Annotated in this window: 16 protein-coding genes; 13 read left to right on the top strand and 3 right to left on the bottom strand. The window is 74.3% G+C overall.

From position 1 onward, the window contains the following. Nucleotides 1-77 precede the first annotated feature (77 nt). The 5 genes from KG102_RS14480 to KG102_RS14460 all read left to right on the top strand — a co-directional run bounded on the left by KG102_RS14480 (nucleotide 78) and on the right by KG102_RS14460 (nucleotide 4139). The gene (locus KG102_RS14480; protein WP_208288285.1) at nucleotides 78-893 is read left to right on the top strand and encodes a nuclear transport factor 2 family protein; all 816 of its coding nucleotides are present in this window, start codon (nucleotides 78-80) and stop codon (nucleotides 891-893) included. Nucleotides 894-964: 71 nt separating this feature from the next. Further along, nucleotides 965-1615, top strand: a complete 651-nt coding sequence (locus KG102_RS14475) for a VOC family protein (protein WP_243883890.1) — start codon at nucleotides 965-967, stop codon at nucleotides 1613-1615. Beyond that, nucleotides 1612-2967: a dihydrolipoyl dehydrogenase family protein gene (locus tag KG102_RS14470; protein WP_208288286.1), complete on the top strand. Its 1356-nt coding sequence runs from the start codon at nucleotides 1612-1614 to the stop codon at nucleotides 2965-2967. The genes KG102_RS14475 and KG102_RS14470 overlap by 4 nt, the downstream gene beginning before the upstream one ends. Continuing rightward, nucleotides 2964-3686 carry an SDR family oxidoreductase gene (locus tag KG102_RS14465; protein WP_208212556.1) on the top strand — a complete coding sequence of 241 codons (723 nt, stop codon included), beginning with the start codon at nucleotides 2964-2966 and terminating at the stop codon, nucleotides 3684-3686. The genes KG102_RS14470 and KG102_RS14465 overlap by 4 nt, the downstream gene beginning before the upstream one ends. A gap of 78 nt (nucleotides 3687-3764) precedes the next feature. Beyond that, complete coding sequence (locus KG102_RS14460) at nucleotides 3765-4139, top strand: HNH endonuclease (protein ID WP_208212555.1); 375 nt, start codon at nucleotides 3765-3767, stop codon at nucleotides 4137-4139. On the opposite strand, the gene KG102_RS14455 is transcribed toward KG102_RS14460, so the two are convergent. The 3 genes from KG102_RS14455 to KG102_RS14445 are packed head-to-tail and all read right to left on the bottom strand — an operon-like array spanning nucleotide 4123 to nucleotide 5924. Next, a complete protein-coding gene (locus tag KG102_RS14455) occupies nucleotides 4123-4941 on the bottom strand; it encodes a VOC family protein (protein ID WP_208288287.1) in 819 nt (272 codons plus the stop codon). The genes KG102_RS14460 and KG102_RS14455 overlap by 17 nt on opposite strands. Nucleotides 4942-4950: 9 nt before the next feature. Beyond that, nucleotides 4951-5454, bottom strand: coding sequence for a GNAT family N-acetyltransferase (locus KG102_RS14450; RefSeq protein WP_249667338.1), 504 nt, complete (start codon nucleotides 5452-5454; stop codon nucleotides 4951-4953). Further along, entirely contained in the window at nucleotides 5454-5924 is a 471-nt protein-coding gene (locus KG102_RS14445; protein WP_208288288.1) for a hypothetical protein, read from the bottom strand. The genes KG102_RS14450 and KG102_RS14445 overlap by 1 nt, the downstream gene beginning before the upstream one ends. Nucleotides 5925-6139: 215 nt before the next feature. Between KG102_RS14445 and KG102_RS14440 the strand changes: the two genes are divergently transcribed. Genes KG102_RS14440 through KG102_RS14405 form a run of 8 tightly spaced genes read left to right on the top strand, consistent with a single transcriptional unit; the run spans nucleotide 6140 to nucleotide 15990 of the window. Further along, nucleotides 6140-7351 carry a toxic anion resistance protein gene (locus tag KG102_RS14440; protein ID WP_208212552.1) on the top strand — a complete coding sequence of 404 codons (1212 nt, stop codon included), beginning with the start codon at nucleotides 6140-6142 and terminating at the stop codon, nucleotides 7349-7351. Continuing rightward, nucleotides 7348-7872: a hypothetical protein gene (locus KG102_RS14435; protein WP_208288289.1), complete on the top strand. Its 525-nt coding sequence runs from the start codon at nucleotides 7348-7350 to the stop codon at nucleotides 7870-7872. The genes KG102_RS14440 and KG102_RS14435 overlap by 4 nt, the downstream gene beginning before the upstream one ends. Further along, entirely contained in the window at nucleotides 7869-9341 is a 1473-nt protein-coding gene (locus tag KG102_RS14430) for an AAA family ATPase (RefSeq protein ID WP_208288290.1), read from the top strand. The genes KG102_RS14435 and KG102_RS14430 overlap by 4 nt, the downstream gene beginning before the upstream one ends. After that, nucleotides 9338-10615: a hypothetical protein gene (locus KG102_RS14425; protein ID WP_208288291.1), complete on the top strand. Its 1278-nt coding sequence runs from the start codon at nucleotides 9338-9340 to the stop codon at nucleotides 10613-10615. The genes KG102_RS14430 and KG102_RS14425 overlap by 4 nt, the downstream gene beginning before the upstream one ends. Next, entirely contained in the window at nucleotides 10612-11550 is a 939-nt protein-coding gene (locus tag KG102_RS14420) for a glutamate ABC transporter substrate-binding protein (RefSeq protein WP_208288292.1), read from the top strand. The genes KG102_RS14425 and KG102_RS14420 overlap by 4 nt, the downstream gene beginning before the upstream one ends. Beyond that, nucleotides 11547-12659 (top strand): hypothetical protein, encoded by a 1113-nt coding sequence (locus tag KG102_RS14415; protein ID WP_208288293.1) that lies wholly within the window; start codon nucleotides 11547-11549, stop codon nucleotides 12657-12659. The genes KG102_RS14420 and KG102_RS14415 overlap by 4 nt, the downstream gene beginning before the upstream one ends. Next, nucleotides 12656-14959, top strand: coding sequence for a serine/threonine-protein kinase (locus KG102_RS14410; RefSeq protein WP_208288294.1), 2304 nt, complete (start codon nucleotides 12656-12658; stop codon nucleotides 14957-14959). The genes KG102_RS14415 and KG102_RS14410 overlap by 4 nt, the downstream gene beginning before the upstream one ends. Then, complete coding sequence (locus KG102_RS14405) at nucleotides 14953-15990, top strand: PP2C family serine/threonine-protein phosphatase (protein ID WP_249667337.1); 1038 nt, start codon at nucleotides 14953-14955, stop codon at nucleotides 15988-15990. Before KG102_RS14410 ends, KG102_RS14405 begins: the two co-directional genes overlap by 7 nt. The last annotated feature ends 1 nt before the right edge of the window (nucleotide 15991 follow it).

Here is a 15991-nt window from a genome sequence, read left to right as displayed (position 1 = left end):
CCCCGAGGACCGCGACCGACCGGGAGGGGGACGAATCGGCATTCCGTTCCTCCTGACCGAGTGGCATGCTCGGACGCGTGCCCTGGGCGCCCGAGCTGTTCTCCGCCCCGGTCCTGCAGCGCCTGCTCGACAAGTACCACCGTGACCGCCTGAGGTCGGTTCCGTTCTTCGACGGCGTCGTGACCGGGGAGGTCGATGCTCTCGTCGGGTCGTTCGCGGGAACGCCCGAGGTTCACGACCCCGTACGGGGCCGCATCCGAGGTGAACGCAGCTTCCGGCGGTACCTGGCCGACCTGGCCACCTGGATGGCGTCGCGCGGGGTCGAGGTGGAGGACGTGAACGTCCTGCTCACCCCACCGCGCGGGATCGAGGAGGTGGTTCTCCACCTCGGCACGGACGGCCGGCTCCCGCTGGCGGTCGTGGCCGACCACGACGAGCGCGAGCGCATCGTCGAGATGCGGATCTACTTCAGTGCCGTGCCGCTGATGGGTCGCCGGGTCCACCGGCCCCCGCTGCTCGGGCCCGGGACCGATCGGGTGCCCGACGTCGTCGGCAGGCTCCGCAGCGCGCTCGCGGCGGGGGACGTCGAGGCGACCCTGGCCGCGTTCGAGCCGGACGGGTGCGTCCGCCGAGCCGACGGTGGCGTGCACCGCGGGCGGGACGCGCTCCGGGAGCTCTACCAGGGCCGCGTGCTCGGGGACGACCCCGCCGTGCTGGAGCTCTGCACGGTCACGGAGGGTGACGCCGTCTGCGCCGTGGAGCACAACGTGCTCGGTGGCCCGTCGGTCCCGCCCCGAGCCGCCCTGACGGTGCTCGATCTGGGCACTGACCGCACGATCGCGACGGCGCGCATCTACGACGACGCCGGACCGCCCGAGGGCGCTCTCGCCTGACCGGCCAACGAGACGCCCTGCGTACGCGCAGCGGCGCAGCAGCATCCCATCGAGATCCTCGGAGGTGCACGATGTCGCACGTCTCAGAACGACCTGCAGGTCAGCCGCTGGAGTACAAGCTGGAGGTCGTGGTCCTACCCGTCGCGCACGTGGACCGCGCCAAGGCCTTCTACTCGTCGCTCGGCTGGCGCGAGGACGCCGACTTCTCGACGGGCGACGGTTTCCGCGTCGCGCAGCTCACCCCGCCGGGGTCGGAGGCGTCCGTCATCTTCGGCACCGGCGTGACGGCGGCGCAGCCCGGGTCGGTGGAGGACCTCCAGCTCACCGTCTTCGACATCGACGCCGCGCGGGCCGACCTGGTCTCACGCGGCGTCGACGTCAGCGAGGTCTGGCACGACGAGGGCGGCGTGTTCCACCACGCGGGGACGACGGCACGGGTGCCGGGCCCGGCACCGGAGCACGCCGACTACGGCTCGTACGCCTCGTTCCGCGACCCCGACGGGAACGGCTGGATCCTCCAGGAGGTGCAGGTCCGCCTGCCGGGGCGGGTCGCGGTGACCACGCGGTACACCGGCGCCGACGACCTGGCCGACGCCTTGCGACGTGCCGCCACGGCGCACGGTGAGCACGAGGCGCGCACGGGGCAGGAGGACCCGGACTGGCCGGCCTGGTACGCCGACTACATGGTCCGCGAGCGGGCGGGTCAGGAGCTGCCGGTATGAGCGACTTCGACGTCATCGTGATCGGTGGGGGCTCGCCCGGCGAGCACTGCGCCGGCGCGCTCGCCGAGGGGGGAGTGCGCGTCGCGCTCGTCGAGCGGGAGCTGGTGGGCGGGGAGTGCTCGTACTGGGCGTGCATCCCGTCCAAGACCCTGCTGCGTCCCGGGACCGCCGTCCATGCCGCGCGGGATGCGGCGGCGACGGCGCAGGTCGACGTCGAGGCGGCCCTCGCGTGGCGGGACTTCATGGTCTCCGACTACTCGGACGCCGGGCAGGAGCGCTGGCTCGCGGACGCCGGGATCACGCTCCTGCGCGGCTCCGGGAGGCTGGTCGGGACCGGCGCCGTGGACGTCGACGGCACCACCCACACCGCCACGCACGTGGTCGTCGCCACGGGGTCCGAGCCGGTCATCCCGCCGGTACCGGGTCTGCGCGACCTCGACGGCATCTGGACCAACCGGGAGGCGACGGGGATGACGGCGGTGCCGCGTCGCCTGGTCGTGCTCGGTGGCGGGGCGGTCGGGGTGGAGATGGCGCAGGCCGTCCGCCGGCTCGGCGGCGACGTGGTGCTGGTCAGCGACCGCGTGCTCGCGCGGGAACCGGCGCCGCTCGGCGACGCGCTGGCGGAGGTGCTGCGGCGCGACGGCATCGAGGTGATCCTCGGGGCGCGGGCCACCGGCGCCCGGCGGGAGGATGGGGAGTACGTCCTCACGCTCGACGGCGGACGCGAGCTGCGGGGCGACCGCCTGCTGGTGGCCACCGGCCGGCGGCCGCGTACCCGGGGCATCGGTCTGGAGAGCGTCGGCATCGACCCCGAGGGGCCCGGTATCCCCGTCGACGACGCGATGCGTGCCGGGGACCGGCTGTGGGCGGTGGGCGACGTGACGGGCCTGCTGCTGTTCACGCACGTGGGCAAGTACCAGGGTGACGTCGCGGCGGCCAACATCCTGGGGCAGCCGCGGACGGCGAGCTACGACGCGGTCCCGCGGGTGGTCTACACCGACCCCGAGGCGGCGGCCGTCGGCGCGACCGAGGCCAGGTTCAGCGCCACGGCGGCGCTCGCGGACGTGCCGCGCACCGCCACCTACACGCGTGCCTACGCGGAGTCCAACGGCTTCCTCACCCTGCTGTCCGACGGTGACCGGCTGACCGGCGCCTACGCGCTGGGTGCCGAGGCGGGGGAGTGGCTGCAGCAGGCGACGCTCGCGATCCGCGCCCGGGTGCCGCTCGACGTGCTGCGCGACACCATCCAGCCGTTCCCGTCGTTCTCGGAGATCTACAACGCCGCCCTGAAGACGTTGCTGGGTGTCATCGCCGAGGCGACGCACGAGGTCGGGGCGGGGGGCGACGCGTGACCGGCCGCCTCGGCGGCCAGACCGTGGTCGTCCTCGGCGGCAGCGCCGGCATCGGGCTCGCGGTCGCGCGGCTGGCCCGCGCCGAGGGCGCCGAGGTGGTGCTCACCGCGCGGGACCCGGAGCGGCTGGCGGCTGCGGCGGACGAGCTCGGGGGCGTGCGCCACGCCGCGTTCGACGCGGCCGACCCCGCCGCCCTGGAGGCGTTCGTCGCCGGGCTGCCCACGCCGGTCGACCACGTGATGGTCACGGCCGGGCGCCCGTACTACGCGCCCCTGGCGGAGATGGACTTCGCGCAGGCCGGCCGCAACCTCGACGAGCACCTGCTGCTGCCGTTCCGGCTCGCCCGGCTCGCGGCGCCCCGGATGCGGGCCGGCGGGACTCTGCTGTTCATGGGGGGCACCGGTGCGCGCCACGCGGGGGTCGGCCTGGGGATCATCGCGGCCGCCACCGCGGCGCTGCCCGCCATCGTCGCCAACCTGGCGCTCGAGGTCAGGCCGGTGCGGGTGAACCTGATCGCCGCGGGCTTCGTCGACACGCCGTTGTCGGCGTCGCTCCTGGGCGACCGGCTCGACGAGCGCCGCCAGGAGCTGCGGGACACGCTGCCGATCGGTCGCGTGGTCGGCGCCGAGGACGTCGCGGAGCTCGCCGTCCATCTCATGGCGAACACCGCCGTGACCGGCTCGACCGTCGACATCGACGGCGGCCAGCAGCTCCTGTGACGGACAGCCGTGCCGGACCGCCCCGGTCCCGGACGTGGCTCCCGGATGTTGCTGCCCGACGTGTCTACCCTGGGCCGCATGCCGGCCAACCGCACACGTCAGGTCCGGTACGCCAAGCGCCGCCAGCGCCGGATGGCGGCGGTGGAGCACGACCTCAGCCCCGCGCAGTGGGCCGCGCTGACGTCGGCGTGGGGCGGGTGCGCGTACTGCGGCGCCACGGACCGGCCGCTGCAGCGCGACTGCGTGCTGCCCATCTCTCGCGGAGGCCGCTACACGCTCGACAACATCGCCCCGGCCTGCGGGTCGTGCAACGCGAGCAAGTGCAACGACGAGGTCACCGGGTGGCTGCGGCGCAAGCGGCTGGACGAGCGCGCGTTCCTGGAGCAGCACGTCCGCATCCAGGCCGACCTGGCCGTGCTCTTTGCCGATGGGACCGTCACTCCGGGGGCGTGAACTGGCTCGCGGTGAACACGGCGCCCTGCGGGTCCCGGACCGTCACCGTGCGGGCCCAGTGCGTGTCCTGGGTCCCGAGCACCTGGCCACCGTGCGCCACCGCGAGCTGCGCCGTCCGGTCCCGGTCTGCGACCGCGAACGACACGTGCCAGTGCGCCGGCCGGTCCGCGTCCGCGGGGGCGACCCAGCCGATGGCGTCGGCGAACCCGGGCGGGACCGCGACGGCGGCCTGGCGCGCGTAGATGTCGGGGTCGCTGGTCGCGGCCAGGTGGTCGCCGTAGCCGGGCACCCGGATCATCGTCCCGAAGTCCACCTCGTCGAACTGCCAGCCGAGCACCGTCGAGTAGAACGCGGTCGCCGGGTCGTCGGCGTGCAGGTCGCTGAAGTTCCAGGTGCCGGGCGCGTTGACGACCTGCGCCCCCAGGCGGCGTCGGGGTTGCCACAGGCGCAGGAGCGCGCCGGACGGGTCGGTGAGCTCCGCCCAGGTGCCGCCCTCACCGGCGACGGTCGGGCCGACGGTGACCTGGCCGCCCGCGGCCCTGACCCGGTCGAGCGTGACCCCGACGTCAGCGACGGAGACGTAGGTGTGCCAGTCGGGCCCGGCGGAGCCCGCGCTGCCGACGCCCGCCACGTCGAGGCCGTCGACCTGCGCGATCACGTAGCGCGTCGGCGAGCCGGGCGGGGCCGCCTCGTGGAACGTCCAGCCCAGCACGGCGGAGTAGAACGCAAGCGCCGCCTCGACGTCCGCCTGCTCGATGTCCACCCAGGACGGCACGCCCTGCGGGTAGGTCCGATCGGTCATGCTCCGACTCTACGAAGCGGCGCCCACACGCAGCTCGAGCAGTGTGCAGGAGAAGTCGGCGAAGTCGCGCTGGCCGACCGCCTGGAACCCGTAGCCCTCGTAGTAGGCGCGCAGCGCGGGGTTGGTGGTCCGGCAGTCGAGCCGGAACAGGCCCACGCCTGCGGCGCGCCCCTGGGCCGCGGCCCAGTCGAGGAGCGCGGTGCCGATCCCGCGGCCCGTGGCGGCCCGGTCCACCATGAGCCCGTGCACGTAGACCGCGGGCGTGTCGTCGTCGCCCCAGAAGTCGGGGTCCGCCCACAGCAGGCGGACGGTGCCGACGACGCGGAGGTCGTCGACCAGGACGTGCCACTGGCCCGCGTCGACCTGCGCGGCGATGCGTTCCCGGGGGAGCGAGCCCGGCGGCCACTGCACGATGCCGCGGGCGGCCATCCAGTCCTCCAGCGACCGGCGCAGGGCGTGGATGGCGTCGACGTCCGCCCTGGTCGCCGGCCGGAGCCCGTCGACAGTCACCACTAGCGCCCGGCGATGACCCTCGCCTTGGCCTCCGCGTACTCCAGGTCGGTGAGGTGGCCGTCGTGGTGCAGCTGGCTGAGGCGCTCGAGGCGGGTGGTCACGTCCTCCTCCGACACCTCGTCCCCTACCGCGTCGGTGGGCGCGGCAGCGGCAGCCTGTCCGGAGGCGTCGGTCGGGGCGTCGGTCGGGGTTCCGGGCTCCGCGCCGGCCGACGCGCTCGCGTACTCCTGGCGGGTCCGCTGGAACGTCTCGGCGCCGTCCTTGGCCGCGGTGACCGCGCCCTTGGCCAGCGCGACGCCGGTCTCACCGACCACCACGACGGCTGTGGCGCTCTTCGACGTCAGCGAGGTCTTGGTCTCCTCGCTCACGGGGAGCTTGTCGATCCCGGCAGCGACCGCGCGCTGCAGGTCCTGGGCGATGCCGAGGCGTCGCAGTCGCTCGTCGAGGGATGCGTTCTGGTCAGGGGACACAGGAGAACCTCCGGGCTCGTCGTCGGTCGCCCATCTTGCCCCAAGACGCGCCCGCGCGCGTTCGCCAGGAGGCGAAAACGTCGGCCGAATGCCGCCTGACCAGCGCTGTCATGTGCACCGCGTGCTAGTGTCCCGTGAGGACGATTTGACCATTCCATGACCATTGAGGAGCGGGCGATCCGCCCTCGGCGCCGAGCTGGACGTGAAGGACGACGATGACCGACGCAGCTCCCCTGCGGCCCCCCGCACCGCAGTCCGTGTTCGCGCTCGAGGCCCCTGCCCCGGTCTCCCCGGTGGCCACCACGCAGGCCCCGGCGATGGCTCCGCAGATCCCCGAGGCCGCTCTGCCCGGTCTCGACGCCAAGGTCAGCTCGTACGTCGAGGGCCTGATGGCCGCGCAGGTGGGCTCGCCCGAGCTGGCGGGCAAGGCCGACGACATCCGCACGATGGGTGACACCGACATCCGGGCCGCCGCCGAGACGTCCAACCGGCTGCTCCAGATGCCCGTCAAGGAGCTGCGCGAGGGCGGCGTCTCCGGGACGTCGCAGGTGAGCAAGTCTCTTCTCGACCTGCGCAAGACCGTCGAGAGCCTGGACCCCAGCGAGGCCACGATCGGCAAGAAGCTGCTCGGGCTCATCCCGTTCGGCGACTCCATCACCGACTACTTCCGCCGCTACGAGAGCTCGCAGAAGCAGATCGACGGGATCGTGCGGGCGCTCTACAACGGCCAGGACGAGCTGCGCAAGGACAACGCCGCGCTCAACCTGGAGAAGCAGCACCTCTGGGACACGATGGCCCGCCTGCACCAGTACATCTACGTGGCGGAGTCGCTCGACACGCGCCTGTCGGCGACCATCGCGGAGCTCGACGCGACGGACCCCGCACGCGCCAAGTCGCTGCGCGAGGACGTCCTGTTCTACGTGCGCCAGAAGCACCAGGACCTGCTCACGCAGCTCGCCGTCTCGATCCAGGGCTACCTGGCGATCGACATCATCATCAAGAACAACGTCGAGCTCATCAAGGGCGTCGACCGCGCGACGACCACCACCGTCGCCGCCCTGCGCACCGCGGTCATCGTCGCCCAGGCGCTGAACAACCAGCGGCTCGTCCTCGACCAGATCACGGCGCTGAACACCACGACCACCGGGCTGATCGCGTCGACCGCCAAGATGCTCAAGGAGCAGTCGGCCGGCATCCAGGAGCAGGCCGCCGGCGCGACCGTCGGCCTGCCGCAGCTGCAGCAGGCGTTCTCGGACATCTACGCGACCATGGACTCGATCGACACCTTCAAGGTCAAGGCGCTCGATTCGATGGCCACCACCATCGGCGTGCTCGAGACGGAGACGACGAAGGCCCGCGGCTACCTCGACCGGGTCAAGCGGGGCGACACCACCGATGTGGCGAGCGGTTCGCTCGACCTCGGATGAGCTGGTTCGCACGCCTGAGGGGGCGCCGGCAGGAGCCCGACGTCGCCGCGGCGCCTCCCGCGCCGACGACGGCCGACATCGTCGCGTCCGCGCACCGGGTCGAGCAGCAGATCGCGGGCAAGGTCCCGGCCGCCGTCACCGCACGCGTCCTGCGGATCACCCGCACGGTCGACGACATGGCGCCGCGGCTCGACCGCCTCGGAGCCGGCAGCCGGCAGGCCCACACCGTGGTCGCCACGGCCACCAGCTACCTGCCGGAGGCCGTCGGCGGGTACCTGCGCCTGCCGCGTGACTTCGCCGACCGTCGCGTGGTCTCCAAGGGCAAGACCTCGCTGATGGTGCTGTGCGACCAGCTGGACCTGCTCGGCGTCACCCTGGACAAGATCTCCGACGCCGTCTCGCGCGAGGACGCCAACGCCCTCGTCGCCCACGGTGCGTTCCTGGCGGAGAAGTTCGGCGGCTCGTCCCTCGCGCTGGCCCCGGAGGCCGGCCTCGACACCCCGCAGGTGGAGCAGCCGTGAGCGCGACCCTGGCCGCGGCGCTCGACGGGCTGGTGGCGGCCGGCGCCGGTGCCGGGCTGGACGGCGACGCCGTGCGTGACGAGGGCGCGCGGCTCGCTGCTGCCGTTGCCGAGTCCATCCCCGGTGCGGCCACGGGCTGGCTCGCGGCGGTGGGCGCGCCCGAGGCCACGTTCGGGGCGTTCTTCGCGGCGGCCTCCAGCGCCCGCCGCTGGCGTACCTCCCCGACGGACCTGCTCGCCGGGCTCGTCGGCACACCGCAGGCAGCGGGCTATGCCGCCGCCCTGGCCGACGTCGTCTCCGCCGCCTGCGACCTCGGTCCCGCGGAGATCGACGTGATCGCCCGGGCGTCCGCGACGGCCGCGGTGCAGCGTGCGGCCGCCCGTGGTCCCGAGCCCGCCGCCGGTGCGCCCGCGAACGCGGCCAGGCTCGACGTGGCCGCGTTCGACGTGCCCGCGTTCGACCTGCCCGCGTTCGACCTGTCGGGGCTCGCCCTGCCGGCGCTTCCGGGGACCGAGCCCGAGGCCGAGGGCGGTGTCCGGACGCAGGGCACGGTGGCGTCGGCCGCGCCGCCCGCCGCCGAGCAGAAGCCCGCCAAGACCCTGGAGGAGCTGCTCGCCGAGCTCGACGCGCTCGTGGGCCTGGACCGGGTCAAGCGCGAGATCCGTCAGCAGACCCAGCTGCTGCGGGTCGAGCGCCTGCGCACCGAGGCCGGTCTGACCGCGCCGACGCTGACCCGGCACCTGGTGTTCCTGGGCAACCCCGGCACGGGCAAGACGACGGTCGCGCGGCTGGTCGCGGGCATCTACCGGGCGCTCGGGCTGCTGAGCACGGGGCACCTGGTGGAGGTGGACCGCTCCGAGCTGGTCGCCGGGTACCTCGGGCAGACGGCGGTCAAGACGTCGGAGGTGGTCGCCACCGCGCTGGGCGGCGTGCTGTTCATCGACGAGGCCTACGGGCTGGCGGAGGACCAGTACGGCGCCGAGGCGGTGAACACGCTGGTCAAGGACATGGAGGACCACCGCGACGACCTCGTGGTGATCGTGGCGGGCTATCCCGCTCCGATGGCGACGTTCCTGGCCACCAACCCCGGGCTCGAGAGCCGCTTCTCCACGACCGTCGAGTTCGACGACTACTCGGACGGCGAGCTGCGCGAGATCTTCGCGCGGTCCGCCGCCGCGGCGGACTTCGCCCCGACGCCCGAGTGCCTGGCGCGGTTCGAGGAGCTGGCCTCGCTCCAGATCCGCGACGCCGGGTTCGGCAACGGCCGCTACGCCCGCAACGTGCTCGACCAGGCGATCACCCGGCACGCCTGGCGCCTCCGGGACGTCGAGCAGCCGACCGTGGACCAGCTGCGCCAGCTCCTCCCGGAGGACCTGGTCACGCCGACCGAGCCGGCCGAGCCGGCTGAGCCGCACGAGCCGGACGGCACCGACACGCTCGCGCCCCACCACATCGAGGAGTCCGCGTGACGCAGACCATCACCCCGCCGACGGCGTCGCCGACCCCCGCGACCCCGGCGCACCGCACCGGGCTGCGCGGGCTGCTGAGCCGCACGCCGGGCAAGATGCGCGCCGCCGGCGTGGTCGCCGTCCTCGCCGCCGCGGCCGTCGGGGTGATCGGCCTGAACGCGGGCCTCGCGCAGTCGCAGGCGCTCTCCGACGCCGACGCCGACACCACGCAGCTGGTGGGCATCCAGGACGTCCGCAACGACCTGGTGGTCGCCGACGCCACCGCGACCAACGCGTTCCTGGTCGGCGGGCTCGAGCCTCCGCAGCAGCGCGAGCGGTACGACGAGGCCGTCGCGTCCGCCGCCAACGGGCTCGCGCGGCTGGCCGGGTCCAACGCCGCCGACGCGGAGCTGCTGGGCCAGGCGACCGCCGGCCTGACCACGTACACCGGGCTGGTCGAGCAGGCGCGCGCCAACAACCGGCAGGGCTTCCCCGTCGGGGCGGCCTACCTCGACCAGGCGTCCTCGGTGCTGCGCACCGACGTGCTTCCGCAGCTCGACGCGCTGGTGCAGGCCAACACCGACCGGGTGGACGGCTCCTTCAACTCCGTCGGCTCGGTGCCGTGGCTGCTCGCGCTCTGCGTCGTCGCGCTCGCGCTGCTCGTCGTCGTGCAGGTGTGGCTGGCCAAGCGCACGCACCGCCGGCTGAACGCGGGGCTGTTCTGGGCCACCGTGCTGGCCCTCGCGGCCACGCTCGGCGGTGCCGTGGTGCTGGGCTCGGCCGCGCAGAAGGCGGGGGACGCGCGCAACGGTCCGTACGACGCCACGGTCGCGGTGTCCCAGGCGTACTCGCTGGCCAACGACGCGAAGTCCCAGGAGTCGTTCACGCTCATCAAGCGCGGCTCCGGGGCGGCGTACGAGGAGGAGTTCGTCCTCAAGACCGACGAGGCGCGTGAGCTCCTCGCCCGGGACACCGTCGATCCGGGTCTGACGCCGCTGCTCGAGGACTGGGTCACCTCGCACCAGGAGATCCGCGCCCTCGACGACGGCGGCGACTGGGACTCCGCGGTCGCGCTCGCGGTCAGCGAGGAGCCTGGTGCCCCGAACGACGTCTTCGAGACGTTCTCGACCGCGGCGTCCAGCAGCCTGGAGGCCAGCGCCGCCGAGACGCACGACGCACTGTCCGGCTCCGGCGGGTCATCCGTCCTGGTCGGCTGGCTGATGCTCGTCGCGGGCGTGCTGGCCGCGGCCCTGGCCTGGCGCGGCATCTCGACCCGAGTGGAGGAGTACCGGTGACCACGACCATCGCACGCACCCTGGGCGCCGCCGTCGCCGCGCTCGCCCTCCTCGCGGGCTGCGCCGGCGCCCCGGCAGCGGCACCGGCTGCGCCGCAGCAGCGGGCCGCGTCCGTCACGCTCCCCGCCGCGCCCGTCTGCGACGACGCCAACGAGTCCACGACGTCCTACGCCCCGGTGCCCGGGGAGGCCGCGCCGAACGTCGACGCCATCCGGGCGCGCGGCGCGCTGCGGGTCGGGGTCTCGGCGGACACCCTGCTGATGGGCTCACGCAACCCGCTGACCGGACAGATCGAGGGCTTCGACGTCGACATGCTGCGCGCCGTCTCGGCCGCCATCTTCGGCGACCCGGACCGCCTGCAGTTCCGGGTCATCACCTCGGCCCAGCGGCTCGAGGTGCTCGAGAGCCACGAGGTCGACCTGGTGGCGCGCGCGTTCACGGTGAACTGCGAGCGCTGGGAGACCATCGCGTTCTCCGCCGAGTACCTCACCGCGGGGCAGAAGGTGCTGGTCACTCGGGACTCCGACGCCGGTGGCATCGAGGACCTGGCCGGCGAGCGCGTCTGCGCGCCGGAGGGGACCACGACCCTGGAGCGCCTCGAGGAGACGTACCCCGACGTCACGGCCGTCAGCGCCCCGACGCACACGGGCTGCCTGGTGCTGTTCCAGCAGGGCAGGGTCGACGCGATCACGGGCGACGACACGATCCTCGCGGGCTTCGCCGCGCAGGACCCGTACGCCAAGGTCGTCGGTGAGGCGTTCAGCGCGGAGCCGTACGGCATCGGCGTCGCGGCCGACCAGGTGGACCTCGTCCGGTTCGTCAACGGGGTCCTCGACCAGTCGAAGGCGGACGGCACCTGGGCGGCCTCCTACGACCGCTGGCTCGGCGCCCTCGGTCCCGCCCCCGTCCCGCCGGTCTCGGTGTACGGCCGGTGAGCGGACCCGACGCGCCAGAGGCGCCGGGCCGCCTCGGCGAGCCGATCCCCGCACCGCAGCTGCTGCGCTACCTCAGCGGGCTCGAGGCGTGGCTGGCGCACCGGCGCACCGAGCTGGACCGGCTGGACACCGCCGCGCAGGAGTCGCCCGCCGCGGAGAGCTACACCGACGACGTGCTCCTGGCGCTGACCATGTGGCAGGCCATCCGCAGCCGCACGGACGAGCTGGTCGAGGTCTGGGACTCCGGCCGGGCCGACGCGGTCGACCGGGAGAAGATGTCGCAGCTGGTCTGGGGCCGGCTGGACTCGGGGCTCGGGGCCGCGCTGGTCTCGCTGGTCGAGGCGGTCACGCTGTGCGACGCGATGATCTCCCAGGTCAGGGCCCGCCTGTCGTTCGACCCGGACACCGCCGACCAGGCAGCGCGGCTGCGCGGGCTGCGGGCGGGCCTGGTGCGCTGCGAGGACCTGGCGGGCATCGACCCGACGGCGCGCGAGCTGGTCGCGACGCTGCGCACGCGCGAGCAGAAGCTGGCCGCCCAGGCGGCCCGCGGTGCCGACGTGGCCGGTCCGCTCGCCGAGCTCGAGGCGCGCGCGGCGCTGGCCGAGCGCGACCTCATCGTGCAGGTGTCCCAGCGGCGCACGCTCGAGAAGGGCCGGGCCGACGCCGCCGAGACCATGGCCGCGCTGGAGCGGCGCGAGCCGACGCTGCACGAGCTGGCGCAGCGGTGCCGCCGGGAGATCGCGCGTCCTCCCCGCCTGGCGGTGCCGGACGTGTCCCGGCTGGGCGCGGTGCCGACGACCCGCACGGAGCTCGACGCGTTCGTCGACCGGCTCGCCGCGGTGGGCCGGGCGTTCGACGCGGTCGCCGACGCCTACAGCGCACCGCTGCGCGAACGCGCCGAGCTGCGCTACCGGCTCGAGGGCGCGCACGCCGCGGCCGACGCGAACGGCCGCAGCTCCTCACCGACGGTCCGTGCGGGCTACGACGAGGCCCGCGCGGTCGTCGCCGTCACCCCGTGCGACCTCACCCTGACCCGCTTCCTCGTGGAGCAGTACGAGTACCTCACCCGCGACCTGCCGACGGCAGCTCAGGAGGGACGACACCGATGACCGCCTGCACCGAACCCGGCTGCACCGGCACCTACGAGGACGGCTACTGCAACGTCTGCGGCTCACCGCAGACCGCGACGGCCCCCGCCGGTGCACCCGCGTCCGCCACGTCGCTGCTCGGCACGGGGGTCGCCCAGGCGAGCCCCGACCGTGCCGCTGCGCAGGGCGCCGCCACGGACCCCGACGCCGAGCGGTCCACCCGCACCGGGCGGACGAGCTCGAGCCGGCTGGCCACGGCCGCGCTCGGCTCGGCGCGCACGTCGGCCATCGGGGGCAGCCGGCCCACCCGCCGCGTCGGCACGTCGTCGACCCGGCTGCGCGGCGCACGGCTCGGCGCGGGGCTGACCACGGTCCCGCCCGCCCCGGTCCAGGACCCGCTGCAGGCGGTCATGGCCGTGGCCGAGGTGCCCGAGCGCAAGCGCTTCTGCCCGGCCTGCGGCGCCGAGGTGGGCCGCTCGCGCGACGGGGTGCCCGGCCGGACCGCGGGGTTCTGCCCGAAGTGCGGCAACAAGTTCGACTTCACGCCCGCGCTGTCACCCGGCGACGTGGTCGGCGGCCAGTACGAGGTCGTGGGCTGCCTGGCGCACGGCGGCCTGGGCTGGATCTACCTGGCGCGCGACCGCAACGTCTCGGGCCGGTGGGTGGTGCTCAAGGGCCTGCTGAACTCCGGCGACCCGGACGCCTACGCCGCGGCGATCTCCGAGCGGCAGTTCCTCGCCGAGGTCGAGCACCCGCTGATCGTCGAGATCTACAACTTCGCCATGCACGACGGCGCCGGCTACACCGTCATGGAGTTCGTCGGCGGCCGGTCGCTCAAGCAGATCCTGCAGGACCGCCGCGACGCCGCCGGCGGGGTCAACACGCCCCTGCCGGTGGACCAGGCGCTCGCCTTCGTCCTGGAGATCCTGCCCGCGTTCGCCTACCTGCACGACGTGGGCCTGCTGTTCTGCGACTTCAAGCCGGACAACGTGATCCAGCAGGGCGACGCGGTCAAGCTCATCGACCTCGGCGGCGTGCGCCGGATCGACGACCTCGACTCGGCGATCTTCGGGACCGTGGGCTACCAGGCGCCCGAGGTGGCGGAGGTCGGCCCGTCCGTGGCGTCCGACATCTACACGATCGGTCGCACGCTGGCCACGCTGGTGCTGGACTTCCGCGGGAACACGAGCACCTACGTGGCCTCGCTGCCCGCGGTGTCCGACACCCCGGTGTTCCAGGCCTACGACTCGTTCTACCGGCTGCTGGCCAAGGCCTGCGCGCTTGACCCGTCGGACCGGTTCGGCACGGTCGACGAGCTGCGCGCGCAGACCCTCGGCGTGCTGCGCGAGGTCGTCGCCACCGACCGCGGCCCGGGCAGCCCGGCGCTGCACTCGGCGGCCTCCGTGCTGTTCGACGCACCGACGTCCGACGAGGCCGGCCATCCCCTGGACTGGGACCAGCTGCCCACCCTGAAGGTGGACGCGAGCGACCCGGCCGCGAGCTGGCTGGCCGGGGTCAACGTGAGCGACCCGGCGCAGCGCATCGCGGCCCTGGCCGACGCACCGCAGGAGACCGTCGAGGTGCGGCTGCGCCGCGCGACCGCGGCCGTCGAGGCGGGCGACCAGCGGCTGGTCGACGAGACGATCGCACAGATCCTCGAGGACGACCCGTGGGAGTGGCGGGCGGCATGGCTGGGTGGCCTCGCCCAGCTGAGCGCGGGGGACCCGGTGGCGGCTCGGGGGTCGTTCAACGCCGTCTACGGCCAGGTGCCCGGTGAGCTGGCGCCCAAGCTGGCGCTGGCCACCGCGTGCGAGCTGAGCGGCGAGCCGGACATCGCCGAGTCGCTCTACGTCATCTGCGCCCGATCGGATGCCAACTACACCGCGCCGGCGGCCTTCGGCCTCGCCCGGATCCGCCGGGCGCGCGGCGACCTGGCGGGGGCGCTCGCGGCCCTCGACCTGGTGACCGCGACGCGCAGCTCCTACGTGGACGCGCGGATGATGCGGGCGCAGCTGCTGGCGGCGTCGAGCGGTGACCTCACCGCGCTGTCCGACGCGCTCGCGAGCGTGCAGACCGTGTCGATCGCCCCCCGGGTCCGGGCCGCGCTGCGGGTCGACGTCCTGGGCTCGGCCCTGGCCGCCGTGCTGGAGAAGGGACCGTCGCGCACCGTCCAGGTGGGCGGGGTGCCCGCGCAGGAGCCGGACCTGCGGGACGCCCTCGAGGCGGCGCTGCGGGAGTCGGCCACGCTGTCCGAGAGCCACGACGAGCGGATCGCGCTCGTCGACCGGGCCAACGACGTCCGTCGGTGGACCACGTGGTGACCTGCAGCGCGTGCGGCACGGTCGCCGAGCCGGAGTCGAGGTTCTGCGAGCACTGCGGCACCCCGCTCGGCGGCACGGCCCCGCCCGCGCCGGCTCCGGCGCCCGCGGCGGTCGTCGAGGCCCCCGAGGAGCCGACCGTTCCCGTCTGCCGCGCATGCGGCGGCACGATCGCGGCCGACGGCTACTGCGAGCACTGCGGCGAGCCCGCGGTCAACGAGCGGGACCACTGGAGCGAGCTGCCGTCCCCGCTGGTGGGCGGCGTCTGCGACCGGGGACGACGGCACACGCGCAACGAGGACGCGATGGCGCTCGGCGTGGTGGGGACGACCGCGGTGCTCGTCGTCTGCGACGGCGTGTCCACGGTGCCCGACTCGGACATCGCGAGCCTCGCCGCCGCGCGCGCCGCCCGGGACGTGCTGTCCACGGACGCACCGCAGACCGTCCCGTCCTGGTCCGCGCTGCTGGTCGGTGCCGCCGCGTCCGCCGACACGGCCATCACCGAGGCGATCGGCGGCGACATGGCCGGCCGCGCCGAGCCGCCGTCGTGCACGTTCGTCGCCGCCGTCGTCGACGGCCCGACGGTCGTCGCCGGGTGGCTCGGGGACTCGCGCGTGTACTGGCTCCCCGACGAGGGGCAGGCGCTGCAGGTCAGCGTCGACGACTCCGCGGCGAACGAGATGATCGCCCGCGGGGTGCCCCGGGCGACGGCCGAGGCGTCCCGCGAGGGGCACGCGATCACGCGGTGGCTCGGGCCGGACGCGCAGACCGTCGTGCCCAGCACCGCCACGACGCGCGCGCAGGGCCCGGGCTGGGTGCTTGTGTGCTCCGACGGCCTGTGGAACTACTGCTCCGAGGCGGACGACGTGGCCGACCTCGTGCACCGCACCGTGGCGCAGGTGGGCACGGCGCCCGACGCCGTCGCGGCCGAGCTGGTCCGCTGGGCGAACGCGCAGGGCGGCCACGACAACATCACCGCGGCGCTGGCCCGGGTCGCGGTGGCCATCGATACTGTCCAGACCGACGAAGCCTGAC

The organism is Cellulomonas fengjieae, from assembly GCF_018388465.1.
Taxonomy (GTDB): Bacteria; Actinomycetota; Actinomycetes; order Actinomycetales; family Cellulomonadaceae; genus Cellulomonas; species Cellulomonas fengjieae.
The sequence above is the reverse complement of the archived record's forward strand: the minus strand, read 5'-3'. Positions and strand labels throughout refer to the sequence as shown.